A 26,045-nucleotide genomic window follows, 5' to 3' on the forward strand; every position below is an offset into this window, starting at 1 on the left:
TACTCATCGGCGCCAGGTGATCTTTGCTGGGATGCCGGCTGACGGGGCAATCCTCGCGGATTGCGGGGATTACCCCATCAGACGGTGTCAAGCCTAAAGCGTGTTCCGGCTCTCGGGAGACGGACCTATTCGCCCTTGGCCTTCGCGATGATCTCCTCGGCGACGTTCCGGGGAACCTCGGCGTAGGAGTCGAACTGCATCGAGTAGCTTGCGCGACCCGACGTCTTGCTGCGGAGGTCTCCGACGTAGCCGAACATCTCCGACAGGGGGACCAGGCCCGTGACGAGCTTGGCGCCGCTGCGCTCTTCCATGGACTGGATCTGACCGCGGCGGGAGTTGATGTCGCCGATCACGTCGCCCATGTAGTCCTCGGGCGTGGTGACCTCGACCTTCATCATCGGCTCGAGCAGGGCCGGGGAGGCCTTGCGCGCGGCCTCCTTGAAGGCCATCGAACCGGCGATCTTGAAGGCCATTTCCGACGAGTCGACCTCGTGGAACGCACCGTCGAGCAGGGTGACCTTGACGCCCGTCAGCGGGTAGCCGGCGAGAACACCGAACTCCATGGCCTCCTGGCAGCCCGCGTCCACGGACGGGATGTACTCCCGCGGGATACGGCCACCGGTGACCTTGTTCTCGAACTCGTACCCGTCGCCCTCGAGCGGCGCGATCGCGATCTGCACCTTGGCGAACTGACCGGAACCACCGGTCTGCTTCTTGTGCGTGTAGTCGAGACGCTCGACGGCCTTGCGCAGGGTCTCGCGGTAGGCGACCTGCGGCTTGCCGACGTTGGCCTCGACCCGGAACTCACGCTTCATACGGTCGACCAGCACGTCGAGGTGCAGCTCGCCCATACCCGCGATGATGGTCTGGCCGGTCTCCTCGTCGGTGTGCACCTGGAACGAGGGGTCCTCTTCGGCGAGGCGCTGGATGGCGACACCCAGCTTCTCCTGGTCGCCCTTGGACTTGGGCTCAATGGCGACCTGGATGACCGGGGCCGGGAACTCCATCGACTCAAGGATGACCGGGTTGCCCGCGTCGCAGAGGGTCTCACCGGTGGTGGTCTGCTTCAGACCCATGACGGCGACGATGTCACCGGCACCCACCGACTCGATCTCCTCACGCTTGTTCGCGTGCATCCGGTAGATCTTGCCGATGCGCTCCTTCTTGCCCTTCACCGAGTTCTGCACCTGCGAGCCGGCCTCGAGGCGGCCCGAGTAGATGCGGATGAAGGTGAGCTTGCCCAGGTGGGGGTCGCTCGCAATCTTGAACGCCAGAGCGGCCAGCGGCTCGCTCTCGGACGGCTGGCGCTTGACGACCTCTTCCGGGTCCTTGACGGAGTGGCCTTCGATGGCCTCGACGTCGAGGGGGGAGGGGAGGTAGCGCACGACCGCGTCGAGCAGGGGCTGGACGCCCTTGTTCTTGAACGCGGTACCGCAGAACACCGGGGTGACGGTGGTGTTCTCGGCCTTGCCCGAAGCGATGGTGATCCGGCGGATCGCGGCGTAGAGCTGCTCCACGGTGGGCTCCTGGCCCTCCAGGTACAGCTCCATGACCTCTTCATCGTTCTCGGCAACGGCCTCGAGCAGCTTGCCGCGCCACTCGTCGGCAGCCTCGATGTGAGTGTCCGGGATGTCGACGGTGTCGTACATCTCGCCCTTGGCGGCCTCGGCCGACCAGACCAGGGCCTTCATGGTGACGAGGTCGACGACGCCCTTGAAGTCCGCCTCGGTGCCGATCGGCAGCTGCATCACGATCGGGGTCGCGCCCAGGCGGTCCACGATCATGTCGACGCAGCGGTGGAACTCGGCACCCGTACGGTCGAGCTTGTTGACGAAGCAGATACGCGGCACGCCGTAGCGGTCCGCCTGACGCCAGACGGTCTCGGACTGCGGCTCAACACCGGCAACGCCGTCGAACACCGTCACCGCGCCGTCCAGGACGCGCAGCGAGCGCTCCACCTCGACCGTGAAGTCGACGTGGCCCGGGGTGTCGATGATGTTGATGGTGTTGTCGACGTCTTCCAGCGGCCAGTGGCAGGTCGTCGCGGCAGACGTGATCGTGATGCCGCGCTCCTGCTCCTGCTCCATCCAGTCCATCGTGGCAGCGCCGTCGTGGACCTCACCGATCTTGTACGAAACACCGGTGTAGAACAGGATCCGCTCGGTGGTGGTCGTCTTGCCCGCGTCGATGTGGGCCATGATCCCGATATTGCGGACCTTGGCCAGGTCAAGCGAAGTGGTGGCCATAGTGGCTCAATCTTCTCTCGGTCTCGATGTGGGTTGCGACTACCAGCGGTAGTGCGCGAAGGCCTTGTTGGACTCGGCCATCTTGTGCGTGTCCTCACGCTTCTTGACCGAAGCGCCGAGGCCGTTGGAGGCGTCGAGCAGTTCGTTCATGAGGCGCTCGGTCATGGTCTTCTCGCGGCGGGCGCGGGAGTAGCCCACGAGCCAGCGGAGCGAGAGGGTGCCGGCGCGGCCGGGCTTGACCTCGACCGGGACCTGGTAGGTCGCGCCACCGACACGGCGGGACTTGACCTCAAGAGTCGGCTTGATGTTCTCGAGCGCGCGCTTGAGCGTGATGACCGGGTCGTTACCGGTCTTCTCGCGCAGACCCTCCATGGCGCCGTAAACGATGCGCTCGGCGGTGGAGCGCTTTCCGTTCAGCAGCACCTTGTTGATGAGGGAGGTCACCAGAGGAGAACCGTAGACCGGGTCGATGATGACCGGGCGCTTCGGGGCGGGGCCCTTACGAGGCATTCTTACTTCTCCTTCTTGGCGCCGTAGCGGCTGCGAGCCTGCTTGCGGTTCTTGACGCCCTGCGTGTCGAGGGAGCCGCGGATGATCTTGTACCGAACACCCGGCAGGTCCTTCACACGGCCACCGCGCACGAGCACGATCGAGTGCTCCTGCAGGTTGTGGCCCTCACCCGGAATGTAAGCGGTGACCTCGATCCCGCTGGTCAGACGCACACGCGCGACCTTACGCAGGGCCGAGTTCGGCTTCTTCGGGGTGGTCGTGAAAACACGCGTGCAGACGCCACGGCGCTGGGGAGAACCCTCGAGCGCGGGCGTCTTGTTCTTCTCGACCTTGTCCTGCCGGCCCTTCCGGACCAGCTGCTGGATCGTAGGCACCGTTTCTCCGGTTTCTGTGTGCCAGTCTCGGTAAAGCTAACCTGGAACATTCCCCGACCCACGCGGTCGGGTGTGTCGAATACTGCACTCCGGTCCCTCGCTGGAACGAGGGAGGCGGCAGATTGCGGTGTCAAAACCTGGCTTCCGCGCTGGTGGCACTCCGGGCGAAGTCCTTCCGCGGCCTTACGGCCCGGCAGGTACTCCAGTGGGAGAGTGCACGCACGGCAGCCCAGGGACACCCCAGGCACAAGGTCAGAGCGTACCTACCGCATGGGCTGCGGTCAAAACAAATGCACACGCGAAGGACACGCCGGACTCCTCACGGCGTTGCGGTCACCGTAGTGGGATCCACCGCCGTACGGAAGAAGGCACCACGCCCCGCGCCGGCCCTCCCCCGGCGGCCCCGGGAACCGCCGCCCGACCGCGGACGGCTCTACCGGACGGCCCCTACAGGTTGGCCGCGGCGGAGAGGATGAAGACCAGGAGGAACAGCGCCCAGCCGCCGATCGCCAGCCAGCCCACGATCAGCCCCGTCAGCGCCTGGCCGTCACCGCGCTCACCCGACCGCCGGATCTCGGCCCGCGCCTTGTGCCCCAGGATCACCGCCGGAATCGCCGTCAGCCCCCATGTCACCGGCGTCATGAGGCCGCAGACCAGCGCGCCCGTCGCCGAGCTGTTCGTCGTCACCGGCACCGGCATCTGCATCGGCATGAACGTCGCCGGCACCATCGGCCGCTGCGGCACGAACTGCGCCTGCGGCACCGGCCCCTGCGGCAGATCGGCTACCAGCATCTGTAGCTCGGCGTGCGTCTGCGCCTTGTAGGCCCGTGTGATCCGCTGCTCGTACTCCGGCTGCTGAAGCCGCCCCTCGGCGAATCCCGCCTTGAGCACATCGACCGTCCGTTCACGGTCGGCGTGCGAGGCACGCATGGCAGGCACCTGATTCGACGGCTGAGCCGGCTGACCACCCTGCCACGGCTGGAATGCCACTTCGCGAACCTCCCCCCGCTCGACAGTTCCCTCATCTTCTCATCACAGACGCAGCAATGGGAGGACAAGTTCCCCTGCGCGGCAACGGACCTGAGGAAACGCCCGGTACAGGGGCCGCGGCAACGCCGCAGGGCGGCCACCCCGTAAGGGATGACCGCCCTGTCGCTGTCGTACGGACCAGGATTACTGGTTGTACGGACCGTAGTCGTAGTCCTCCAGCGGGACCGCCTGGCCGGAGCCGGTGCCGAAGGGCGAGTAGTCGATGTCGTCGTAACCGACGGCCGAGTACATCGCGGCCTTGGCCTCTTCGGTGGGCTCGACCCGGATGTTGCGGTAGCGGGACAGGCCCGTACCGGCCGGGATGAGCTTACCGATGATGACGTTCTCCTTGAGGCCGATGAGCGAGTCGGACTTGGCGTTGATCGCCGCGTCCGTCAGCACTCGGGTCGTCTCCTGGAAGGAGGCGGCCGACAGCCAGGATTCCGTCGCCAGCGAAGCCTTGGTGATACCCATCAGCTGCGGACGGCCGGAGGCCGGGTGGCCGCCTTCCGCCACGACCCGACGGTTCTCGCCCTCGAACTTCGTGCGCTCCACCAGCTCGCCCGGCAGCAGCTCCGCGTCGCCGGACTCGATGATCGTCACACGGCGCAGCATCTGCCGGATGATGATCTCGATGTGCTTGTCGTGGATCGCCACGCCCTGGCTGTTGTAGACCTTCTGGACCTCGCCGACCAGGTGGACCTGGACGGCACGCTGGCCGAGGATCCGCAGCACGTCGTGCGGGTTGACGGCACCCACGGTCATCGGCTGGCCGACCGTGACGTGGTCACCCTCGCCGACCAGGAGACGGGCACGCTTGGAGACGCCGTAGGCCATCTCGTCGCTGCCGTCATCCGGGGTGACGACGACCTTCTTGGTCTTCTCGGTCTCCTCGATCCGGACGCGGCCGGCCGCCTCCGAGATCGGGGCGACGCCCTTGGGCGTACGGGCCTCGAAGAGCTCGACGACACGCGGCAGACCCAGGGTGATGTCGTCACCGGCCACACCACCGGTGTGGAAGGTACGCATCGTCAGCTGGGTGCCGGGCTCACCGATGGACTGGGCGGCGATGATGCCGACCGCCTCACCGATGTCGACCAGCTTGCCGGTGGCCAGCGAACGGCCGTAGCAGAAGGCACAGGTGCCGACCGCGGACTCACAGGTCAGGACCGAGCGGGTCTTGACCTCCTCGACGCCCGCGTTGACCAGCGCGTCGATGAGCACGTCACCGAGGTCGACGTTCGCCGGGGCGACGACCTTGCCGTCGACGACGACGTCCTCGGCGAGCATGCGGGCGTAGACGCTGGACTCGACGTCGTCCGCCTTGCGCAGGACACCCGCGGCGTCCTTCGAGGCGATCCGCAGCTTGAGGCCGCGCTCGGTGCCGCAGTCCTCCTCGCGAATGATGACGTCCTGGGAGACGTCGACCAGACGACGGGTGAGGTAACCGGAGTCGGCGGTACGAAGGGCGGTGTCCGCCAGACCCTTACGGGCACCGTGGGTGGAGATGAAGTACTCCAGCACGGACAGACCCTCGCGGAACGACGCCTTGATCGGACGCGGGATGGTCTCGTTCTTCGCGTTCGACACCAGACCACGCATACCGGCGATCTGCCGCATCTGCATCATGTTTCCTCGGGCACCCGAGTCAACCATCATGAAGATGGGGTTCGTCTTGGGGAAGTTCTCATTCATCGCCTCGGAGACCTCATTGGTCGCCTTGGTCCAGATGTTGATGAGTTCCTGCGTGCGCTCGTCCTTGGTGATCAGACCGCGCTCGTACTGCTTCTGGACCTTCTCGTCCTGGGCCTCGTAGCCCGCGACGATGGCCTTCTTGGCCTCCGGCACGACGATGTCCGAGACGGCGACGGTGACGCCGGAACGGGTCGCCCAGTGGAAGCCGGCCGCCTTCAGGTTGTCGAGCGTCGCCGCCACGATGACCTTGGGGTAGCGCTCGGCCAGATCGTTGACGATCGCGGAGAGCTGCTTCTTGCCCACCGAGTAGTCGACGAACGGGTAGTCCTCGGGCAGCAGCTCGTTGAAGAGCGCACGGCCCAGGGTCGTCCGCAGCCGGAAGCTGTCACCCTGCTGCCACTCGGGCTCGCCCTCCTCCGGAACCGGCGGGGTCCAGCCGCGGGGCGGGACGGTGCCGATCGGGAAGCGGATGTCGACCTTCGCCTGGAGCGAGAGCTCCTTGGCGTCGAACGCCATGATCGCCTCGGCGGCCGAGCCGAACGCGCGGCCCTCACCGATGACCTTGCGCTCCTCTTCATCCGTGGTGAGGAAGAAGAGACCGAGCACCATGTCCTGGGTCGGCATGGTGACCGGACGGCCGTCGGCGGGCTTGAGGATGTTGTTCGAGGACAGCATCAGGATGCGGGCCTCGGCCTGGGCCTCCGCGGACAGCGGGAGGTGGACGGCCATCTGGTCACCGTCGAAGTCCGCGTTGAACGCGGTGCAGACGAGCGGGTGAATCTGAATGGCCTTGCCCTCGACCAGCTGCGGCTCGAAGGCCTGGATGCCCAGACGGTGCAGCGTGGGCGCACGGTTCAGCAGCACCGGGTGCTCGGCGATGACCTCTTCGAGCACGTCGTAGACGACCGTGCGGCCGCGCTCGACCATGCGCTTCGCGCTCTTGATGTTCTGCGCGTGGTTGAGGTCCACCAGGCGCTTCATCACGAACGGCTTGAAGAGCTCCAGCGCCATGGCCTTGGGCAGACCGCACTGGTGCAGCTTGAGCTGCGGGCCGACGACGATGACGGAACGCGCCGAGTAGTCGACTCGCTTACCGAGCAGGTTCTGACGGAAGCGGCCCTGCTTACCCTTCAGCATGTCGCTGAGGGACTTCAGCGGACGGTTACCGGGACCGGTGACCGGGCGACCACGGCGGCCGTTGTCGAACAGCGCGTCGACGGCCTCCTGGAGCATCCGCTTCTCGTTGTTCACGATGATCTCGGGCGCACCGAGGTCGAGAAGCCGCTTCAGACGGTTGTTGCGGTTGATCACACGGCGGTACAGGTCGTTCAGGTCGGAGGTCGCGAAGCGGCCACCGTCCAGCTGCACCATCGGACGCAGGTCCGGCGGGATCACCGGGATGCAGTCCAGCACCATGCCCTTGGGGCTGTTGCGGGTCTGCAGGAAGGCGGAGACGACCTTGAGGCGCTTGAGCGCACGGGTCTTCTTCTGGCCCTTGCCGGTGCGGATGATCTCGCGGAGGCGCTCGGCCTCCTCGTCGAGGTCGAAGGTCTCCAGGCGCTTCTGCAGAGCAGCGGCACCCATGGAGCCGTCGAAGTACGTGCCGAAGCGGTCCCGCAGCTCGCGGTAGAGCAGCTCGTCGCCCTCGAGGTCCTGGACCTTGAGGTTCTTGAAGCGGTTCCAGACCTCGTCGAGACGGTCGATCTCGCGCTGCGCACGGTCACGCAGCTGCTTCATCTCACGCTCGGCACCCTCGCGCACCTTGCGGCGCACATCGGCCTTGGCGCCCTCGGCCTCCAGCTCGGCCAGGTCGGTCTCGAGCTTCTTGGCGCGGGCCTCCAGGTCGGAGTCGCGGCGCTGCTCGATCTGCTGACGCTCGACGGAGACATGCGCCTCCAGCGAGGGCAGGTCGCGCGTACGGCGCTCCTCGTCCACCCACGTGATCATGTAGGCGGCGAAGTAAATGACCTTCTCGAGGTCCTTGGGCGCGAGGTCCAGCAGGTAGCCCAGCCGGCTCGGCACGCCCTTGAAGTACCAGATGTGGGTCACGGGAGCGGCAAGCTCGATGTGGCCCATCCGCTCACGTCGCACCTTGGCGCGAGTGACCTCGACGCCGCAGCGCTCGCAGATGATGCCCTTGAAGCGGACGCGCTTGTACTTACCGCAGTAGCACTCCCAGTCCCGGGTCGGACCGAAGATCTTCTCGCAGAAGAGTCCGTCCTTTTCGGGCTTGAGCGTGCGGTAGTTGATGGTCTCGGGCTTCTTGACCTCGCCGTGGCTCCACTGACGGATGTCGTCAGCGGTAGCCAGACCGATCCGGAGCTCATCGAAGAAGTTGACGTCGAGCACTATGCGTCAATCCCTCTCAGGGTTGTAAGTCTTGGGGTCTGAAACGGGGGTCCTGGGGCCGGCCGGGGAACCATCACTGGCTCCCCGGCCGAACTCCCGTCAGACCTCTTCGACGCTGCTCGGCTCGCGCCGGGACAGGTCGATGCCGAGCTCCTCCGCAGCGCGGAAGACGTCCTCGTCGGTGTCGCGCATCTCGATGGACATGCCGTCCGAGGACAGCACCTCCACGTTGAGGCACAGGGACTGCATTTCCTTGATGAGCACCTTGAAGGACTCGGGAATGCCGGGCTCGGGGATGTTCTCGCCCTTGACGATGGCCTCGTAGACCTTCACGCGGCCGGTCACGTCGTCGGACTTGATCGTCAGCAGCTCCTGGAGGGCGTATGCGGCGCCGTATGCCTCCAGCGCCCACACCTCCATCTCACCGAACCGCTGGCCACCGAACTGAGCCTTACCACCCAGCGGCTGCTGGGTGATCATCGAGTACGGACCGGTCGAACGCGCGTGGAGCTTGTCGTCGACCAGGTGGTGCAGCTTGAGGATGTACATGTACCCGATCGAGATCGGGTCCGGGAACGGCTCACCGGAGCGGCCGTCGAACAGCCGGGCCTTACCGGAGCCCTTGACCATCCGCTCACCGTCACGGTTGGGGATCGTCGACTCGAAGAGACCGGAGATCTCGTCCTCGCGCGCACCGTCGAACACCGGGGTGGCGACGTTGGAGCCGGGGGCGACCTCGTCGGCGGAGATCGAGTGGAGACGCTTCTTCCACTCCTCCTCGACACCCTCGACCTTCCAGCCCTGGCTGGCGAGCCAGCCGAGGTGGATCTCCAGGACCTGTCCCGGGTTCATTCGGGACGGGACACCCAGCGGGTTGAGGATGATGTCGACCGGGGTGCCGTCCTCGAGGAACGGCATGTCCTCGACCGGCAGGATCTTCGAGATGACGCCCTTGTTGCCGTGACGGCCGGCGAGCTTGTCACCATCGGTGATCTTGCGCTTCTGCGCCACGTAGACGCGCACCAGCTGGTTCACGCCCGGGGGCAGCTCGTCGCCCTCTTCGCGGTCGAAGACGCGGACGCCGATGACCTTGCCGATCTCACCGTGCGGCACCTTCAGCGAGGTGTCGCGCACCTCGCGCGCCTTCTCACCGAAGATCGCGCGGAGCAGACGCTCCTCGGGGGTCAGCTCGGTCTCACCCTTGGGCGTGACCTTGCCGACGAGGATGTCGCCGGCGACGACCTCGGCACCGATACGGATGATGCCGCGCTCGTCGAGGTCGGAGAGGACCTCTTCGGAGACGTTCGGGATGTCCCGGGTGATCTCCTCGGGGCCCAGCTTGGTGTCACGGGCGTCGACCTCGTGCTCCTCGATGTGGATCGAGGAGAGGACGTCGTCCTGCACGAGGCGCTGCGACAGGATGATCGCGTCCTCGTAGTTGTGACCCTCCCACGGCATGAACGCCACGAGCAGGTTCTTGCCGAGCGCCATCTCGCCTTCGTCCGTGGACGGACCGTCGGCGAGGACCTGGCCCTCGATGACCCGCGCGCCCTCGTCCACGACGACCTTCTGGTTGAAGGAGGTGCCCTGGTTGGAGCGGGTGAACTTGGCGACGCGGTACGTGGTGTACGTGCCGTCGTCGTTGGCGACGGTGATGTAGTCCGCGGAGACCTCCTGGACCACACCGTCCTTCTCGGCCTTGATGACGTCACCGGCGTCGACCGCGCAGCGGTACTCCATGCCGGTGCCGACCAGCGGCGACTCCGCCTTGATCAGCGGCACGGCCTGGCGCATCATGTTCGATCCCATGAGCGCGCGGTTGGCGTCGTCGTGCTCGAGGAACGGAATCATGGCGGTCGCGGCCGACACCATCTGGCGCGGCGAGACGTCCATGAAGTCCACCTCGTCGGCGGGGACGAGGTCGACCTCGCCGCCACGACGGCGGACCAGGACACGCTGCTCGGAGAACCGCATGTCCTCGGAGAGCTTCGCGTTGGCCTGGGCGATCAGGAAGCGGTCCTCCTCATCAGCGGTGAGGTAGTCCACCTCCTCCGTGACCTGGCCGTCGACGACCTTGCGGTACGGCGTCTCGATGAAGCCGAAGACGTTGACCCGGCCGTAGGAGGCCAGCGAGCCGATCAGACCGATGTTGGGACCTTCAGGGGTCTCAATCGGGCACATACGGCCGTAGTGCGAGGGGTGCACGTCACGGACGTCCAGGCCGGCCCGCTCACGGGAGAGACCACCCGGGCCCAGCGCCGACAGACGGCGCTTGTGGGTCAGACCCGACAGCGGGTTGGTCTGGTCCATGAACTGGGACAGCTGGCTGGTGCCGAAGAACTCCTTGATGGAGGCGACGACCGGCCGGATGTTGATCAGGGTCTGCGGCGTGATCGCCTCGACGTCCTGGGTCGTCATGCGCTCACGCACGACGCGCTCCATACGAGCCAGACCCGTGCGGACCTGGTTCTGGATGAGCTCGCCGACGTTGCGCAGACGGCGGTTGCCGAAGTGGTCGATGTCGTCGGTCTCGACGACGATCGAACGGCCCGACTCGCCCATCGTCTCGGTCTCGCCCGCGTGCAGCTTGACCAGGTACTTGATCGTCGCGATGACGTCATCGGTGGTCAGCACACCGGCGTCGAGCGGCTCGTCGCCGCCGAGCTTCTTGTTGACCTTGTAGCGGCCGACCTTCGCGAGGTCGTAGCGCTTGGGGTTGAAGTACAGGTTCTCGAGCAGCGTCTGCGCGGCCTCGCGGGTCGGCGGCTCGCCCGGACGCAGCTTGCGGTAGATGTCGAGCAGCGCGTCGTCCTGGCCCTGGGTGTGGTCCTTCTCCAGGGTGGCGCGCATGGACTCGTACTCGCCGAACTCCTCGAGGATCTGCTCGGTGGTCCACCCGAGCGCCTTGAGCAGAACGGTCACGGACTGCTTGCGCTTACGGTCGATGCGCACACCGACCATGTCACGCTTGTCGATCTCCATCTCCAGCCAGGCACCCCGGGACGGGATGATCTTGGCGGAGAAGATGTCCTTGTCGGACGTCTTGTCGATGGAGCTGTCGAAGTACACGCCCGGCGAGCGCACCAGCTGCGAGACGACGACACGCTCGGTGCCGTTGATGCAGAAAGTGCCCTTGTTCGTCATGAGCGGGAAGTCGCCCATGAAGACCGTCTGGGACTTGATCTCGCCGGTCTCGTTGTTGGTGAACTCGGCGGTGACGAAGAGCGGAGCCGCGTACGTGAAGTCGCGCTCCTTGCACTCGTCGATGGAGTTCTTCGGGGGCTCGAAGCGGTGGTCGCGGAACGTCAGCGACATCGACCCGGAGAAGTCCTCGATCGGGGAGATCTCTTCGAAGATCTCCTCAAGACCGGACTTGGTGGGGACTTCCTGCCCACTCTCCAGCGCAGCCTCGACGCGACCCTTCCATGCGGCATTGCCGAGCAGCCAGTCGAAGCTTTCGGTCTGCAGCGCAAGGAGGTTCGGAACCCCGAGGGGCTCCTTGATCTTCGCAAAAGAGATGCGCAGCGGGGCGGTGCTGTCGCCGTTGTTCGTATTGGCAGTCGAGGCGTTGCGCGAGGCGGCCAAGAGGGGGTCCTTCCGAGGGCTCGGACTCACTACGCGCGTACCGGTCCCGAATCGAGCAGACTGAGGAAAAGCCCAGATCAGGGCGGTTCATTCAGGTTTGCTCGGGCTCGGGTATGCCCCTGGTGACGGGCAGGGAGCAGCTAACAGGCAGCGCAAAGGGTCAGTGTAGCCACTTGGCACACTGATGTCCAGAGCGAGGTTCCGGAGACCGGTTCAGCACCGTGATACCGATCTTCTCCCTCCGGGAGGTCATGCCCTCCGCACCGGAGGAAGCCCTCATTTGTTCGTCTCAATGCCCTGCGCCTGCCGAAAGCCCTGCGCCAGTGGCGCACACCGATGCTTCCCTCTTCGTCCGCGATCCATGCCTCGAACCCTGGATCGCTTCTGCGTCGCGTCCCGAGAATTGCGCGCCGCGTCCGGTTCGTCAAGGCCCCCCACCTCTGCGAGATCGTCACATGGGGGCACGTCCGGGCAACGATGATCACCATACTCGCACGCAGGCGCGAGACAACGCAGCCGTGGCGAGCACGCCGAAGGGCGACCACCCGCATGGGTGATCGCCCTTCGCTGGTGTCCGGCGCGCCAGAGGCGCTGTGGACGTGAGTCAGAGACTCAGTGGGGTCACTTGACCTCGACGGAGGCGCCTGCGCCCTTGAGGGACTCGGCGGCCTTCTCGGCGGCGTCCTTGGCGACCTTCTCGAGGACCGGCTTCGGGGTGCCGTCGACGAGGTCCTTGGCCTCCTTCAGGCCCAGGGAGGTCAGCTCACGCACGACCTTGATGACCTGGATCTTCTTGTCGCCCGCACCGGTGAGGATGACGTCGAACTCGTCCTGCTCCTCGGCCTCGGCGGCGGCCGGGGCACCCGGGGCGCCGGCGGCGGCAACGGCGACCGGGGCGGCGGCCTCGACGTCGAACTTCTCCTCGAAGAGCTTCACGAACTCGGAGAGCTCGATGAGGGTCATCTCCTCGAACTGCGCGAGCAGGTCTTCCTGGCTGAGCTTCGCCATGGTGGCGGTCCTTCCACTAATTCGGCTGGTGCCGGATGTACATGTCTGGCGGGCGTACTACGGGCCCGCTGGGCGTCCGAGTGATTACTCGGCAGCCTCGGCGGGAGCCGGCGTACCGGCACCGCCCTGCTCGACCTTGCTGCGAAGCGCGTCCGCGGTGCGGGCGAACTTCGTGAGGGGGGCCTGGAAGGTCGCCGCGGCCTTGGCCATGGACGCCTTCATGCCACCCGCCAGCTTGGCGAGCAGAACCTCACGGGACTCGAGGTCCGCAAGCTTCTTGATCTCGTCGGCGGACAGCGCCTTGCCTTCAAGGACACCGCCCTTGATGACGAGAGAGGGGTTTTCCTTGGCGAAGTCACGCAGACCCTTCGCCGCCGTGACCGGGTCACCGGTCACGAAAGCAACAGCGGTCGAGCCCTTGAGGTGCTCGTCCAGCTGAATCCCGGCCTCCTGGGCCGCGATCTTGGTCAGCGTGTTCTTCACCACACGGTACTGAGCGTTCTCGCCGAGAGAACGACGCAGCTCCTTGAGCTGCGCCACAGTCAGTCCGGTGTAAGAAGTCACAACAGCTGCGTTGGAGTCACGGAGCTTAGAAGTGATCTCCTCAACGGCTGCGATCTTGTCAGACGTCGCCATGAGCCTCGGCCTCCTTCCGGGTGATGAGGACCGCGCAGAAGGGGCTGGGCAAAACAAACGCCCCGGCGCAGGCGCACGGGGCGTACTCGACCAAGACAGAAATCTGCCCGGGAGTTCATCCACACACACCTGCGCAGGCCGTCCGCAGCTAGCGGATCCTTCGGCCACTGCACACCCGGGATCGGGCGCACAGAGACAACCAGCGGTCTTTGGCTTCCGCATACGGTACGGGAGAGCCCTGCGTCAGGCAAATCGACCGAGAGGGGGCACCGGCCGCGCTCCCGGCTGCTGGAGCGCGCCCTCCGCCCCGCCCCTTTCTTCAGGGGCCTACGTGGCCGCTGAGGGCGGCACAGCATGCGTCAGGCCCCGCCCTCCTTGCGGGAGAGCGGGGCCTGACGACAGTGGTCACACGCTACGAGGCGCCGATCGGGAAGATCAGACGGCCTCGTCCTCGACGAGGAGGTTGCGGGTGCGGTTGGAGTCCACCGGGATGCCAGGGCCCATCGTGGTGGTGATGGTGGCCTTCTTGATGTAGCGGCCCTTGGCGGCGGACGGCTTGAGGCGGTTGATCTCCTCGAGCGCCGCGGCGTAGTTCTCCACCAGCTTGGCCTCGTCGAAGGAGACCTTGCCGATGATGAAGTGGAGGTTCGCGTGCTTGTCCACGCGGAACTCGATCTTGCCGCCCTTGATGTCGGTGACAGCCTTGGCGACATCCGGGGTGACGGTGCCGGTCTTCGGGTTCGGCATCAGACCACGCGGACCGAGCACGCGGCCGAGGCGGCCGACCTTGCCCATGAGGTCCGGGGTGGCGACGACGGCGTCGAAGTCCAGACGGCCCTTGGAGACCTCGTCGATCAGTTCGTCCGAGCCGACGATGTCGGCGCCGGCGGCTTCCGCGGCCGCAGCACGGTCACCGGTCGCGAAGACCAGGACCCGGGCGGTCTTACCGGTGCCGTGCGGGAGGTTCACGGTGCCACGGACCATCTGGTCCGCCTTGCGCGGGTCGACACCCAGACGCATGGCGACCTCGACGGTCGCGTCGAACTTGACGGACGCGGTGTCCTTGGCGAGACGGACGGCCTCGAGGGGGGCGTACAGACGCTCCCGGTCGATCTTCGCGTCCGCGGTGCGAAGAGTCTTGCTGCGCTTCACTTCTGCTCCTGATGCAGTGGGGTGGAGTCGTGGTGCGGACCAGCGCCTGGTCCTGCCACGGGTGGTGCCTGAAGGGCTGGGATCAGCCCTCGACCGTGATGCCCATGGAACGGGCGGTGCCGGCGATGATCTTCGACGCGGCGTCCAGGTCGTTGGCGTTCAGGTCGGGCATCTTGGTGGTGGCGATCTCGCGGACCTGCGCCTCGGTGATCTTGGCGACCTTGGTCTTGTGCGGCTCGCCGGAGCCCTTCTCCACGCCCGCGGCCTTCAGGATGAGCTTCGCGGCCGGCGGGGTCTTGGTGATGAAGGTGAAGGAACGGTCCTCGTAGACCGTGATCTCCACCGGCACGACCATGCCACGCTGCGACTCGGTCGCGGCGTTGTAGGCCTTGCAGAACTCCATGATGTTGACGCCGTGCTGACCCAGCGCGGGGCCGACCGGCGGAGCCGGGTTTGCGGCACCGGCCTGGATCTGGAGCTTGATAAGCCCCGTGACCTTCTTCTTCTTGGGAGGCATGCTCTCTCCGGGTCCTAGTGAGAGGTGTTTCGCCGATCCATCCGGTCATCCGGATGGAGGCATACCGCACAACGATAACGGGTATAGTCGTGCGGCCAAAAACCGAGCAGGTCAGACCGGCTATGAGCCCGTCTGACCTGGTCGATTTGGCTGGTGGTCCGGAAGAACCTAGTTCTTCTGGATCTGGTCGAAGCTCAGCTCGACCGGGGTCTCGCGGCCGAAGATCTCGACGAGGCCCTTGACCTTCTTCGAGTCGGCGTTGATCTCGTTGATCGTGGCCTGGAGCGTCGCGAACGGGCCGTCGGTGACGGTGACGGAGTCGCCCACCTCGAAGTCCAGCACCTGGACCTCGACCTTGCGGGACGGCGCCGGCTTGCCCTCGGCCGCGGCGGCCTCCTTGGCGGCCTTCTCCTCGGCCTCCGGGGCGAGCATCTTGACGATCTCGTCCAGCGTCAGCGGGTAGGGGTCGTAGGCGTTGCCGACGAAGCCCGTGACGCCCGGGGTGTTGCGGACGACGCCCCAGGACTCGTTCGTCAGGTCCATGCGCACGAGAACGTAGCCCGGGAGCTTGTTCTGGCGAATGGTCTTGCGCTCGCCGTTCTTGATCTGGGCGACCTCTTCCTGCGGCACCTCGGCCTGGAAGATGTAGTCCTCGACGTTCAGCGAAACGGCACGCTGCTCGAGGTTGGTCTTCACGCGGTTCTCGTAACCCGCGTAGGTGTGGATGACGTACCACTCACCGGGGAGGCCGCGGAGTTCGTCGCGGAGGGCGGCCACCGGGTCGACCGGCTCCTCTTTCTCTGCGGCTTCAGCGACGGCCTCGTCCTCGTCCTCGACGTGCACCGCGGCGACCTCGGCGGGCTCACCGGCGGCGGCTTCCTCGGCGTCCAGCTCGTCGGTCTCGTCGGCGGCCTGGACGATCTCGAGTTCGGTGTCGTCGCCCTGGACCTCGGCCGAGGCAGCCGCGTCCACGTCGGCCGCTGCCGTCTCGGCGGAGTCGGCGGCGTCGTTCAGGTTCGGGTCAGACACGGTGGCTGCTTCTTCCTGGCTTCAAGGGGTTGAACATGCGAAATGGGCGCCCGCTGAGGCGCCCTCCGCGGGATCAGCCGAAGACGTACCCGACGACTCGGTTGATTCCCAAGTCAATCACGGTTACGAGACCGATGATGATGACAACGAAGACGATCACCACGCTGGTGTACGTCGACAGCTGGCTGCGCGAGGGCCAGACGACCTTGCGGAGTTCCGCCACGACCTGGCGGTAGAAGAGCGCGAGACGCGCGAAGGGGCCCTTCTTGCCGCGCTTGCCGCCGCGACGGGGCTTCTTCTGGGAGTCCGCGGTTTCGTCCTCGGAACGACCGCGCTCAGGCATGTCGATGGAGCCCAGGGCGTCCGTCACTCGTCCTCACCTGAATCCGGGTCGTGGCCGTGCCGCGCCCGGTTGAGCCGCACGGCGGTGCATTTCATACGTACGCGTGCACGCACTGTGGTGACGAAGTGCGTGTAGCAGGGCCGGAGGGACTTGAACCCCCAACCGCTGGTTTTGGAGACCAGTGCTCTACCAATTGAGCTACGACCCTTTGTGGTTCCCCCAACCTACCGCATGCGGCTGACTGCACTACGTGCGTGCACCGCGGCGACCTGTCGGGAGCCAACGATCAGCGAGTGTACGTGCTTCAGGGCCGGGCGTCGAACAGAAACGTCCCGGGTGGTGCCCGCCGATGCGTGCGCCGGGCTTGTCGGGGGTCTGGGACGATGCAGGTATGAGCGCTGCCACTCCTCCCGCTTCGTCCCCTGCCGACCGCCGCGTCTCGGCCCGGGTCGGTGCGATTTCCGAGTCCGCGACCCTCGCCGTCGACGCCAAGGCGAAGGCCCTCAAGGCCGCCGGACGCCCGGTGATCGGCTTCGGCGCCGGTGAGCCCGACTTCCCGACGCCCGACTACATCGTCGAGGCGGCGATCGAGGCCTGCCGCAACCCGAAGTACCACCGCTACACCCCGGCCGGCGGCCTCCCCGAGCTGAAGACCGCGATCGCCGCGAAGACGCTGCGCGACTCCGGCTACGAGATCGAGCCCGCGAACGTCCTGGTGACGAACGGCGGCAAGCAGGCGATCTACGAGGCGTTCGCGGCGATCCTCGACCCGGGCGACGAGGTCATCGTCCCGGCGCCGTACTGGACCACGTACCCCGAGTCGATCCGTCTGGCCGGCGGGGTGCCGGTCGATGTCGTCGCGGACGAGACCACCGGCTACCGGGTGACCGTGGAGCAGCTGGAGGCGGCCCGCACGGACCGCACCAAGGTGCTGCTGTTCGTCTCGCCGTCGAACCCGACCGGCGCGGTCTACAGCCGCGAGCAGGTCGAGGCGGTCGGCCGCTGGGCCGCCGAGCACGGCCTGTGGGTGCTGACCGACGAGATCTACGAGCACCTGGTCTACGGCGACGCCGCGTTCTCGTCGCTGCCGGTGGTCGTGCCCGAGCTGCGCGAGAAGTGCATCATCGTCAACGGGGTGGCGAAGACCTACGCGATGACCGGCTGGCGGGTGGGCTGGGCGATCGGCCCCAAGGACGTCATCAAGGCCGCCACGAACCTCCAGTCGCACGCCACGTCCAACGTCTCCAACGTCGCGCAGGCCGCGGCCATCGCGGCGGTCTCCGGGGATCTGACGGCCGTCGAGGAGATGAAGGTCGCCTTCGACCGGCGCCGCAAGACCATCGTGCGGATGCTCAACGAGATCGACGGGGTGCTGTGCCCGGAGCCGGAGGGCGCGTTCTACGCCTACCCGTCGGTCAAGGAGCTCCTGGGCAAGGAGATCCGCGGGAAGCGCCCGCAGACCAGCGTCGAGCTGGCCGAGCTGATCCTGGAGGAGGCGGAGGTCGCCGTCGTCCCGGGTGAGGCCTTCGGCACCCCCGGCTACCTGCGGCTTTCGTATGCGCTGGGCGACGAGGACCTGGTCGAGGGCGTGTCGCGGATCCAGAAGCTGCTGGCGGAGGCCAAGTAGCGTCACCTACGGATTTTCGTAAGTGGACAGGAGCGGGCGGCCGGACGAGGGTCCGGCCGCCCGCTCGCCCGTTCCGCCGGACACCCCTTCGGGAAAGGCCCTACCGGCGGCCGCTCCTATACGGCAAGATCTTCGGATGGAGAGCGTTCGTGCCCGCGGCGAAGCCGCCATCCGAGACCTGCGCCGATTGCCGAAGGCCCATCTGCACCTGCACTTCACCGGTTCGATGCGGTCCGAGACCCTGCTGGACCTCGCCGACAAGTACGGCGTCCATCTGCCGGAGGCGCTGCGGAGCGGTGAACCTCCCCAGCTCAGAGCCACGGACGAGCGCGGCTGGTTCCGTTTCCAGCGGCTGTACGACATCGCGCGGTCGTGTCTGCGGACGCCCGAGGACATCCAGCGGCTGGTGCGCGAGGCCGCCGAGGAGGATGTCCGGGACGGGTCGCGCTGGCTGGAGATCCAGGTCGACCCGACCTCGTACGCCCCGCGGCTGGGCGGGCTGATCCCGGCCCTGGAGATCATCCTGGACGCGGTGTACAGCGCCTCCCGGGACACCGGGCTCGGTATCCGTGTCCTGGTGGCCGCGAACCGGATGAAGCACCCCCTGGACGCCCGTACGCTGGCGCGTCTCGCGGTGCGCTACGCCGACCGCGGCGTGATCGGCTTCGGGCTGTCCAACGACGAACGCCGGGGTTTCGCCCGGGACTTCGACCGCGCCTTCGCCATCGCCCGGGAGGGCGGCCTGCTGGCGGCGCCGCACGGCGGTGAGCTGTCGGGGCCGGCGAGCGTCCGGGACTGTCTGGACGATCTGCACGCCGGCCGCGTCGGGCACGGCGTACGGGCCGCGGAGGATCCCGTGCTGTTGAGCCGGCTGGCCTCGCGCGGGGTGACCTGCGAGGTGTGCCCCGCGTCGAATGTGGCGCTGGGGGTCTACGAGAAGCCGGAGGACGTGCCGCTGCGGGCGCTCTTCGACGCGGGCGTGCCGATGGCGCTGGGGGCGGACGATCCGCTGCTGTTCGGCGCGCGGCTGGCCGCGCAGTACGAGATCGCCCGCACCGCACACGGCTTCACCGACGCCGAACTGGCCGAGCTGGCCCGGCAGTCGGTCCGCGGCTCCTGCGCGCCGCAGGACGAGCAGCAGCGGCTGCTGGCGGAGATCGACGCCTGGCTGGCCGCGTAGCGGCGCCAGGGGCCGCCCAGGGCCCGTCAGAGGCTGCTGGAGATCGGCTAGAGGCTGACGCCGACCGTGACCGGTTCGTTGACGAGCGTGACGCCGAAGGCCGCGTGCACGCCGTCGCGGACCTCGCGGGCCAGCGCGAGCAGGTCCTCGGTGGTGGCCGTGCCGCGGTTGGTGAGCGCGAGGGTGTGCTTGGTGGAGATGCGGGCGGGGCCGCTGCCGTAGCCCTTGGTGAAGCCGGCCCGGTCGATGAGCCAGGCCGCGGAGGTCTTCACCAGGCCGTCGCCGGCCGGGAAGGCCGGCGGGGCGACGTCGGGGCCGAGGCGGTCCCGGACGCGGCCGAGGAAGACGGCGTGTTCGGCCTCGGTGAGGATCGGGTTGGTGAAGAACGAGCCCGCCGACCAGGTGTCGTGGTCCTCGGGGTCCAGCACCATGCCCTTGCCGGCGCGCAGGGCCAGCACGGTCTCCCGGGCGACGGCGGCCGGGACCCGGTCGCCGGCCTCCACGCCGAGGGCGCGGGCGGTCTCGGGGTACTTCAGGGGCGCGGAGAGGCCCCCGGCGTCCTCCAGGGCGAAGCGCACCCGCAGCACCACGAACCGGTCGGGGTGCTGCTTGAAGCGGCTGTGGCGGTAGGAGAAGCCGCACTCCGCGCTGGGGATCGTGACGGTCTCGCCGAGGCGGCGGTCGTAGGCGACGACCTCGGTGATCGTGGCGGAGACCTCCTGGCCGTACGCGCCCACGTTCTGGATCGGGGTGGCGCCCGCGGAGCCGGGGATACCGGCCAGGCACTCCACACCGGCCAGTCCGGCCTCGACCGTGCGGGCGACCGCGTCGGACCAGTTCTCCCCCGCGGCGAGCGTGAGGGTCGTGCCGTCGAGCGCGAAGCCACGGGTGGCGATGCGCAGAGCCGTGCCGTCGAAGCCCTTGTCGCCGATGACGAGGTTGCTGCCGCCGCCGATGATCAGCAGCGGGGTGCCGGTGTCGTCGGCCGCACGGACGGCCGCGATCACCTCGTCGTCGGTGGTGGCCGTGACGAGGCGGGTGGCCGGGCCGCCGAGGCGGAAGGTGGTCAGCGGGGCGAGGGGGGCGTCGTGGAGTTCCTGCACGCGCCCAAGGGTACGGGGGCGGTCCGACAGCGCTCGGCCGGACGCCCCCGGCGGCCCCGGCTCAGGCGAGGCGGACCACGGCGCGGGACATGCCCAGCACCTTCTGGCCGGCGCTCATCGCGGTGAGGTCGACGCGGACCGTACGGTCGTCGTCGTCCAGCTTGGCGGCCACCTTGGCGCTGACCTCGATCAGTGCGCCGGTCTCGTCGTTGGGGACGATGACGGGCTTGGTGAAGCGCACCCCGTATTCGGCGACCGCGCCCGGGTCCCCGGCCCAGTCGGTGACCACCCGGATCGCCTCGGCCATGGTGAACATGCCGTGCGCGATGACGTCCGGCAGCCCGACCTCCTTGGCGAACTTCTCGTTCCAGTGGATCGGGTTGAAGTCACCGGAGGCGCCCGCGTACCGGACGAGCGTGGCGCGGCTCACCGGGAAGGTCTGCGCCGGGAGTTCCGTGCCGACCTCGACCTCGTCATAGGAAATCTTCGCGGTCATCTCAGGCCTCCTTCGCGGCACGGGCCACCAGCTTGGTGAACGCGGTCACGACGTGTTCGCCCGCTTCGTCGTGCACCTCGCCGCGGATATCGATGATGTCGTTGCCCGCCATGGTCTTGATGGCCTCGATGGTGGAGGTGACGGAAAGCCGGTCCCCGCTGCGCACCGGACGGGTGTAGGCGAATTTCTGGTCGCCGTGCACCACCCGGCTGTAGTCCAGGCCCAGTTGCGGGTCCTCGATGACCTGGCCCGCGGCCTTGAAAGTGATGGCGAACACAAAAGTCGGCGGTGCGATCACATCGGAGTACCCGAGTGCCTTGGCCGCTTCGGCGTCGGTGTAAGCGGGGTTGGAGTCGCCGATCGCCTCGGCGAATTCGCGGATCTTTTCCCGGCCGACCTCGTACGGGTCGGTGGGCGGGTACGTGCGTCCGACAAAAGACTGGTCGAGCGCCATGGGCTCGCAACCTCCCTGTACTGATGGTGACAACGCCGTGAGGCCGCCCCCACGAATGGGGACGGCCTCACGGACGAGCCTGTGTTATCGCGTCTCGCGGTGCGCGGTGTGCGAGTTGCAACGGGGGCAGTGCTTCTTCATCTCAAGACGGTCCGGGTCGTTACGCCGGTTCTTCTTGGTGATGTAGTTCCGCTCCTTGCACTCCACGCAGGCCAGCGTGATCTTCGGGCGGACGTCGGTGGCAGCCACGTGAGTGCTCCTTGGACGGACGGGTGGTCGGATTAACGCATAAAAGAGTAGCCGATCGGAGGACCGACCCCACAATCGGCTACTGTCAGTAGCGGTGACCGGACTTGAACCGGTGACACAGCGATTATGAGCCGCTTGCTCTACCGACTGAGCTACACCGCTGCGATGCGAGGGGGCCCCGCCCGAAGGCGGGAACCTCACACATCAGAGCCCCAATACGGAATCGAACCGTAGACCTTCTCCTTACCATGGAGACGCTCTGCCGACTGAGCTATTGGGGCGAGCGATGAAGACATTACACGGCCCGCCGCCAAACGTGAAATCCGTATCCGGGCCGTGCCACAGCGGCCCCGCGCACCACACCGGTACGACTATTTCGCGCCTGCGCAACGCTCTCCCGGCTGCGGCCTAGGCTCGGAAGAACGCTGCGTGATCTTGCACGCCGGTGCCTTCGAGGAGCGCGATGTCCGACAGCAGTTCGCCGCAGCCGCAGCCGGGAAAGCCCGTCGGGCCCGGCCGGTTCGCCAGGTCGGAAAGCGGTGCGCTGGTGTTGTGCGGCGCCCGGCTCGCCGACGGGCGGATGGTGGACGTACGGCTCGGCGGCGGACGCATCGAGGCCGTCGGGACGGCCGGCAGCCTCGCCCCGCAGGGCGCCCGCGTCGACCTCGCCGGCTACCTCCTGCTCCCCGCCCCCGCCGAACCCCACGCGCACTGCGACACCGCCCTGACCGCCGACTCCGACGGCCCCGCCTCCCGTTCGCCCGAGGACGTGCAGCGCCGGACGACCGAGGCCGCGCTGCTCCAGTTGGGGCACGGCGCCACCGCCTCCCGCAGCCACGTCAGGATCGGCGATGTACAGGGGCTGCGCTCACTGGAGGCGGTGCTCCAGGCGCGCCGGTCGCTGCGCGGGCTGGCCGATCTGGCGGCGGTCGCGGTGCCGCGGGTGCTGACCGGGGTGGCCGGGGCGGACGGGCTGGCGATGCTGCGGGACGCGGTGAAGATGGGCGCCTCGGTCATCGGCGGCTGCCCGGACCTCGACCCCGATCCGGCCGGGTACGTCGAGACGGTCCTGGAGCTGGCCGGGGAGCACGGCTGCCCGGTGGATCTGCACACCGACGGGGACGATCCGGCGCGGCTGGCGCGGTTCGCGGCGATGTCGGGCGGGCTGCGGCCGGGCGTCGCGCTCGGCCCGTGTGCCGGGATGGCGCGGATGCCGCGGAGCGTGGCGGCGCGGGTCGCCGAGCAGCTGGCGGCCGCCGGGGTCGCCGTCGTCTGTCTGCCGCAGGGCGACTGCACCGGTCTGGAGCGGTACGGCTCGCGGGTGTCGCGGCCGGCGCCCGTACGGCTGCTGCGGGCGGCCGGTGTCCAGGTGGCGGCGGGCAGCGGGGCGCTGCGGGACGTGGCGAATCCGGTGGGGCGCGGTGACCCGTTGGAGGCGGCTTATCTGCTGGCTTCTCTGGGTGAGGCCACGCCGGAGGCGGCCTACGAGAGCGTGAGTTCGGCCGCGCGGGCGACCCTGGGGCTGCCGGAGGTACGGGTCGAGGCGGGCTTTCCCGCGGAGCTGCTGGCGGTGCGGGGCGAGCGGATCGCCGGGGTGCTCTCGCTCGCGTACAGCCGGATCGTGATCCACCGCGGGCGGGTGGTCGCCCGCACCAGCGCGGTGCGGGAGTACTGCGACTCGGCGGCGGAGGTGGCACTGGAGCTGCCGCGGCAGTCGCAGCGCTGAGCCGCGCGCGGGGACAACGGCCGCTCCCCCGGCCGGTCCCGCACGGCGCGGCGGCGCTTCGGCGTACGGTCGGGATCATGCGCATTGTCATCGCAGGTGGACATGGTCAGATCGCGCTGCGGCTGGAGCGGTTGCTCGCCAAGCGCGGGGACGAGGTCGCGGGCATCATCCGCCGGCCGGAACAGGCCGGTGACGTGCTGGCCGCGGGAGCCGAACCGGTGGTCTGCGACCTGGAGTCGGCGTCGGTGGAGGATGTCGCCCGGCACATGGAGGGCGCCGACGCGGCCGTCTTCGCGGCGGGCGCGGGACCGGGCAGCGGCATCGAACGCAAGGACACGGTGGACCGCGGCGCGGCGGCGGTCTTCGCGGACGCGGCCGAGGCGGCCGGGGTACGGCGCTTCCTCGTCGTCTCGTCCATGGGCGCGGACCGTGAGCCCCCCGAGGGCACCGACCCGGTCTTCGCCGCGTACCTGCGGGCGAAGGGCGCCGCGGACGCGGACGTACGGGCCCGCGCCGGGCTGGACTGGACGATCCTGCGGCCGGGCCGGCTGACCAACGACCCCGGCACCGGCCTGGTGGCGCTGGCCGATGCGACCGGCCGCAGCGAGGTGACCCGGGACGATGTGGCGGCCGTCCTGGTGGCGCTGCTCGACGAGCCGGGCACCACCGGCCGGACGCTGGAGCTGATCGCCGGGGAGGTACCGGTGGAGGACGCGGTGCGGGCGGTGGCCGGGCGCTGAGGGGCGGGCCCGCCCGCTCCGTCCGCCCGTGCGCGGGGGGGAGAGACGGCACAACGAAACGGCCTCTGATCTACGTTTCCGCGGATCAGGGGCCGTTTCACTGCTGAGCGCGGCAGGAGCGGCGCCGCCGGGGGGCTGAAAGCCGTCGGGTCCTCGCCGGCGTTTGGTCCCTGTGCAGGCGGGTTGCCGCCCGGCACTGCTGGGGCAGGAAATGACGAAAGGGCCCGTGACCAGCTTTTACGCTGGTCACGGGCCCCTTCACAACCTGTGGCGGCGCCAGGATTCGAACCTGGGAAGGCTGAGCCGGCAGATTTACAGGCCACTCAGGGGAGGGTGCCTGAGCTGGGCTTTCACTCGTCGAGGGTGCGTATGCCCCACAGGGGCCCCACAAGAGCCCTGTTCAGCGGCCAATTGGCAGGCTCGGCGGGGCCGGTGCCAGGTCATCGAACCCGTGCTCCGCGGGTACGGCTCGGCGCTGCGCCAGCCACCCCGAGACCCGTGGGCCACCGTTGACCGCCCCGCCCTCCCGCACGGTGCGCACATGCTCGAACCCCTGCTGAAGGTAGTACCGCTGTAGCGCGTCGTTGGACGTCCATGCGTCGAGGCGCAGCCAGTTGGCGCCGGCACGGAACGCCCGATCCCCCGCCCAGTCGAGTAGTCGGCCGCCGAGGTTTTGCCCCGAGTGAGTGCGGGCCACGGTGAGCTTGTTGACGAACATGGAGGGCTCACCAAGTTCCTGCTCCGTCCAGAGCCCGTCCTCGGCTTCCGGCGTGAGCGTGATGGTGGCGGCGGTCGCATCCCCATCCAGCACCATGAAGACGGTGCCGCGCCGGATCGTGGCCAGTAGGCGGTCAGCCGGATATGGCCGCTGCCACTGGTCGCTTCCAAGCTGGGTGAGCCAGGCTGCGGCTTCCTCGCGGAAGGCCAGCAGCTTGGCTACGTCGCCTGGCTGAGCTGGGGTGATTTTCACTGGGACTCGTTTTCGCTTCGGGCGGAGAGGTCGCCGATCTCGTAGTTCATCCGGTTGAGGTCACCGCGGAACGTGGTGACAGTGCAGCGAATCGGGCGGTCCGCCGAATAGCCCGTACGCGTCCAGATGAGGATCGGAATGCCCGCACCGATCTCCAGTAGCCGCGCTTCATCGGGGGTCGGCATCCGGGTAGCGATCTCATCGAAGTAGCCGACCTGCTCAACGCCTCGACCGGCGAGGTACCGCGTCGTGCCCTCGGCGATGTCCCCCGGCTCGGCCAGGCGCGGGGCTTTGTCAGCGAGCCAGGAGGGGTAGTACGTAGCCTGCGTCGACCACGGCACGTCGTCCACGAAGCGGTGGCAGAACCGCAGAACTGCGCGGGATTCCGGCTCGACCTTCAGCCGCTCGGCAATGTCGGCCGGCGTCGTCAGGATCTCGACCCGGAACGATTGGTGCGGCCGGCGACCGGCATTGGTCACGTCCGTGCTGTACGCGTCGCCGTTCTGAGGGAAGCTCAGGTTCTCGAAGCGGGATGCATTCAGCTCGAAGACCTCATGCGTCCGCACCTCGTACCCGAGACCTTGACTGGACGAGATCAGACCCTCGCTGACCAGCTGACTCAGTCCGGACCGAATCGTGTTTCGGGACGCTTCGAATCGCGCTGACAGCTCGCTCTCAGAGGGCAGCCGTTCACCCGGGCGATACACCTCGTTGACGATCTCCCGCCGAAGGGCGTCGGCCACCTGTCGGTACTTCGGCTGCTTAGTCATGCCTCCATCATGACGCACTCGCTCAACTTGTTGGTACATGTGGCTTGACGAGACTCGCATCACAGGGCAGCATCTTTCCCAGCAGCTTGTACCTACAAGTTGCGCAGGCGGTGCAGCACCATTGAGCATGCCTGTTTGCGTGATCTGCGCCGCCCGGACGGCCCCGTGACACGGGTCGAAAGGAAGCGGTCGTTGCTTGAGAACTGAACAGTGATCGTGCGGGGCTGACGCGAGAGCGGCGGTCGCGGTAGGTGCCT

22 protein-coding genes and 3 tRNA genes are annotated in these 26,045 nt (G+C 67.7%); 4 read left to right on the top strand and 21 right to left on the bottom strand.

Going from position 1 to position 26,045, the window contains the following annotated elements:
- Nucleotides 1–125: 125 nt before the first annotated feature.
- The 13 genes from fusA to CP981_RS17480 form a co-directional block, all read right to left on the bottom strand.
- The gene (gene fusA, locus CP981_RS17415; RefSeq protein ID WP_085925684.1) at nt 126–2,246 is read right to left on the bottom strand and encodes an elongation factor G; all 2,121 of its coding nucleotides are present in this window, start codon (nt 2,244–2,246) and stop codon (nt 126–128) included.
- A 39-nt stretch (nt 2,247–2,285) separates the two neighbouring features.
- On the bottom strand, nt 2,286–2,756 hold the full coding sequence (gene rpsG / locus CP981_RS17420) for a 30S ribosomal protein S7 (RefSeq protein WP_085925683.1): 471 nt from the start codon (nt 2,754–2,756) through the stop codon (nt 2,286–2,288).
- A gap of 2 nt (nt 2,757–2,758) precedes the next feature.
- Nucleotides 2,759–3,130 (bottom strand): 30S ribosomal protein S12, encoded by a 372-nt coding sequence (gene rpsL / locus CP981_RS17425; RefSeq protein ID WP_003948652.1) that lies wholly within the window; start codon nt 3,128–3,130, stop codon nt 2,759–2,761.
- Nucleotides 3,131–3,577: 447 nt separating this feature from the next.
- Entirely contained in the window at nt 3,578–4,060 is a 483-nt protein-coding gene (locus CP981_RS17430; protein ID WP_085925682.1) for a DUF1707 and DUF4190 domain-containing protein, read from the bottom strand.
- A gap of 243 nt (nt 4,061–4,303) precedes the next feature.
- Nucleotides 4,304–8,203 carry a DNA-directed RNA polymerase subunit beta' gene (locus tag CP981_RS17435; protein ID WP_085925681.1) on the bottom strand — a complete coding sequence of 1,300 codons (3,900 nt, stop codon included), beginning with the start codon at nt 8,201–8,203 and terminating at the stop codon, nt 4,304–4,306.
- A gap of 99 nt (nt 8,204–8,302) precedes the next feature.
- Nucleotides 8,303–11,788 carry a DNA-directed RNA polymerase subunit beta gene (gene rpoB / locus CP981_RS17440; protein WP_030074767.1) on the bottom strand — a complete coding sequence of 1,162 codons (3,486 nt, stop codon included), beginning with the start codon at nt 11,786–11,788 and terminating at the stop codon, nt 8,303–8,305.
- Between the two features lie 621 nt (nt 11,789–12,409).
- The gene (gene rplL / locus CP981_RS17450) at nt 12,410–12,796 is read right to left on the bottom strand and encodes a 50S ribosomal protein L7/L12 (RefSeq protein WP_018090915.1); all 387 of its coding nucleotides are present in this window, start codon (nt 12,794–12,796) and stop codon (nt 12,410–12,412) included.
- Nucleotides 12,797–12,880: 84 nt separating this feature from the next.
- On the bottom strand, nt 12,881–13,432 hold the full coding sequence (gene rplJ / locus CP981_RS17455) for a 50S ribosomal protein L10 (protein ID WP_042155838.1): 552 nt from the start codon (nt 13,430–13,432) through the stop codon (nt 12,881–12,883).
- Nucleotides 13,433–13,867: 435 nt separating this feature from the next.
- Nucleotides 13,868–14,584 (bottom strand): 50S ribosomal protein L1, encoded by a 717-nt coding sequence (gene rplA / locus CP981_RS17460; protein WP_085925680.1) that lies wholly within the window; start codon nt 14,582–14,584, stop codon nt 13,868–13,870.
- 82 nt (nt 14,585–14,666) lie between these two features.
- Nucleotides 14,667–15,101, bottom strand: coding sequence for a 50S ribosomal protein L11 (gene rplK / locus CP981_RS17465; protein ID WP_085925679.1), 435 nt, complete (start codon nt 15,099–15,101; stop codon nt 14,667–14,669).
- A 168-nt stretch (nt 15,102–15,269) separates the two neighbouring features.
- On the bottom strand, nt 15,270–16,130 hold the full coding sequence (nusG, locus tag CP981_RS17470) for a transcription termination/antitermination protein NusG (protein WP_085925678.1): 861 nt from the start codon (nt 16,128–16,130) through the stop codon (nt 15,270–15,272).
- A 73-nt stretch (nt 16,131–16,203) separates the two neighbouring features.
- Entirely contained in the window at nt 16,204–16,500 is a 297-nt protein-coding gene (secE, locus tag CP981_RS17475) for a preprotein translocase subunit SecE (protein WP_085925677.1), read from the bottom strand.
- Between the two features lie 108 nt (nt 16,501–16,608).
- Nucleotides 16,609–16,681: transfer RNA gene (locus CP981_RS17480), tRNA-Trp, on the bottom strand.
- 183 nt (nt 16,682–16,864) lie between these two features.
- Between CP981_RS17480 and CP981_RS17485 the strand changes: the two genes are divergently transcribed.
- Together CP981_RS17485 and CP981_RS17490 are read left to right on the top strand one after the other, a co-directional pair.
- The gene (locus CP981_RS17485; RefSeq protein WP_085925676.1) at nt 16,865–18,100 is read left to right on the top strand and encodes a pyridoxal phosphate-dependent aminotransferase; all 1,236 of its coding nucleotides are present in this window, start codon (nt 16,865–16,867) and stop codon (nt 18,098–18,100) included.
- 136 nt (nt 18,101–18,236) lie between these two features.
- A complete protein-coding gene (locus tag CP981_RS17490; protein WP_085925675.1) occupies nt 18,237–19,280 on the top strand; it encodes an adenosine deaminase in 1,044 nt (347 codons plus the stop codon).
- A gap of 47 nt (nt 19,281–19,327) precedes the next feature.
- Here CP981_RS17490 and CP981_RS17495 read toward each other — a convergent pair whose 3' ends face one another.
- From CP981_RS17495 to CP981_RS17520, 6 genes are all read right to left on the bottom strand, one after another.
- Nucleotides 19,328–20,383 carry a UDP-N-acetylmuramate dehydrogenase gene (locus CP981_RS17495; RefSeq protein ID WP_085925674.1) on the bottom strand — a complete coding sequence of 352 codons (1,056 nt, stop codon included), beginning with the start codon at nt 20,381–20,383 and terminating at the stop codon, nt 19,328–19,330.
- A 61-nt stretch (nt 20,384–20,444) separates the two neighbouring features.
- The gene (locus CP981_RS17500) at nt 20,445–20,879 is read right to left on the bottom strand and encodes a MaoC family dehydratase (RefSeq protein WP_042155818.1); all 435 of its coding nucleotides are present in this window, start codon (nt 20,877–20,879) and stop codon (nt 20,445–20,447) included.
- A gap of 1 nt (nt 20,880) precedes the next feature.
- Nucleotides 20,881–21,333, bottom strand: a complete 453-nt coding sequence (locus CP981_RS17505; RefSeq protein WP_085925673.1) for a MaoC family dehydratase N-terminal domain-containing protein — start codon at nt 21,331–21,333, stop codon at nt 20,881–20,883.
- Between the two features lie 84 nt (nt 21,334–21,417).
- On the bottom strand, nt 21,418–21,582 hold the full coding sequence (rpmG, locus tag CP981_RS17510; RefSeq protein WP_006604855.1) for a 50S ribosomal protein L33: 165 nt from the start codon (nt 21,580–21,582) through the stop codon (nt 21,418–21,420).
- 89 nt (nt 21,583–21,671) lie between these two features.
- Nucleotides 21,672–21,744: transfer RNA gene (locus CP981_RS17515), tRNA-Met, on the bottom strand.
- 46 nt (nt 21,745–21,790) lie between these two features.
- Nucleotides 21,791–21,863, bottom strand: a tRNA-Thr gene (locus tag CP981_RS17520).
- Between the two features lie 182 nt (nt 21,864–22,045).
- On the opposite strand from CP981_RS17520, the gene CP981_RS17525 reads away from it, so the two are divergent.
- Both CP981_RS17525 and CP981_RS17530 read left to right on the top strand, forming a co-directional pair.
- The gene (locus tag CP981_RS17525; protein ID WP_085925672.1) at nt 22,046–23,308 is read left to right on the top strand and encodes an amidohydrolase family protein; all 1,263 of its coding nucleotides are present in this window, start codon (nt 22,046–22,048) and stop codon (nt 23,306–23,308) included.
- 77 nt (nt 23,309–23,385) lie between these two features.
- On the top strand, nt 23,386–24,048 hold the full coding sequence (locus CP981_RS17530; protein WP_085925671.1) for an NAD(P)H-binding protein: 663 nt from the start codon (nt 23,386–23,388) through the stop codon (nt 24,046–24,048).
- A gap of 400 nt (nt 24,049–24,448) precedes the next feature.
- Here CP981_RS17530 and CP981_RS17535 read toward each other — a convergent pair whose 3' ends face one another.
- Together CP981_RS17535 and CP981_RS17540 are read right to left on the bottom strand one after the other, a co-directional pair.
- Complete coding sequence (locus CP981_RS17535) at nt 24,449–25,018, bottom strand: GNAT family N-acetyltransferase (protein WP_085925670.1); 570 nt, start codon at nt 25,016–25,018, stop codon at nt 24,449–24,451.
- A complete protein-coding gene (locus CP981_RS17540) occupies nt 25,015–25,788 on the bottom strand; it encodes a GntR family transcriptional regulator (RefSeq protein ID WP_085925669.1) in 774 nt (257 codons plus the stop codon). Before CP981_RS17540 ends, CP981_RS17535 begins: the two co-directional genes overlap by 4 nt.
- Nucleotides 25,789–26,045: the final 257 nt, after the last annotated feature.

Origin of the sequence: Streptomyces platensis, assembly GCF_008704855.1 — a bacterium.
Lineage (GTDB): Bacteria > Actinomycetota > Actinomycetes > Streptomycetales > Streptomycetaceae > Streptomyces > Streptomyces platensis.

Excerpts from the sequence above, each read along its gene's own strand:
- CP981_RS17485 (WP_085925676.1), top strand. The coding sequence starts at position 16,865 with ATGAGCGCTGCCACTCCTCCCGCTTCGTCCCCTGCCGACCGCCGCGTC.
- rplL (WP_018090915.1), bottom strand. The coding sequence starts at position 12,796 with ATGGCGAAGCTCAGCCAGGAAGACCTGCTCGCGCAGTTCGAGGAGATG.
- CP981_RS17525 (WP_085925672.1), top strand. The coding sequence starts at position 22,046 with ATGTCCGACAGCAGTTCGCCGCAGCCGCAGCCGGGAAAGCCCGTCGGG.
- CP981_RS17490 (WP_085925675.1), top strand. The coding sequence starts at position 18,237 with ATGGAGAGCGTTCGTGCCCGCGGCGAAGCCGCCATCCGAGACCTGCGC.
- CP981_RS17500 (WP_042155818.1), bottom strand. The coding sequence starts at position 20,879 with ATGACCGCGAAGATTTCCTATGACGAGGTCGAGGTCGGCACGGAACTC.
- CP981_RS17430 (WP_085925682.1), bottom strand. The coding sequence starts at position 4,060 with ATGCGTGCCTCGCACGCCGACCGTGAACGGACGGTCGATGTGCTCAAG.
- CP981_RS17540 (WP_085925669.1), bottom strand. The coding sequence starts at position 25,788 with ATGACTAAGCAGCCGAAGTACCGACAGGTGGCCGACGCCCTTCGGCGG.
- rpsG (WP_085925683.1), bottom strand. The coding sequence starts at position 2,756 with ATGCCTCGTAAGGGCCCCGCCCCGAAGCGCCCGGTCATCATCGACCCG.
- CP981_RS17505 (WP_085925673.1), bottom strand. The coding sequence starts at position 21,333 with ATGGCGCTCGACCAGTCTTTTGTCGGACGCACGTACCCGCCCACCGAC.
- CP981_RS17530 (WP_085925671.1), top strand. The coding sequence starts at position 23,386 with ATGCGCATTGTCATCGCAGGTGGACATGGTCAGATCGCGCTGCGGCTG.
- rplK (WP_085925679.1), bottom strand. The coding sequence starts at position 15,101 with ATGCCTCCCAAGAAGAAGAAGGTCACGGGGCTTATCAAGCTCCAGATC.
- fusA (WP_085925684.1), bottom strand. The coding sequence starts at position 2,246 with ATGGCCACCACTTCGCTTGACCTGGCCAAGGTCCGCAATATCGGGATC.
- rplJ (WP_042155838.1), bottom strand. The coding sequence starts at position 13,432 with ATGGCGACGTCTGACAAGATCGCAGCCGTTGAGGAGATCACTTCTAAG.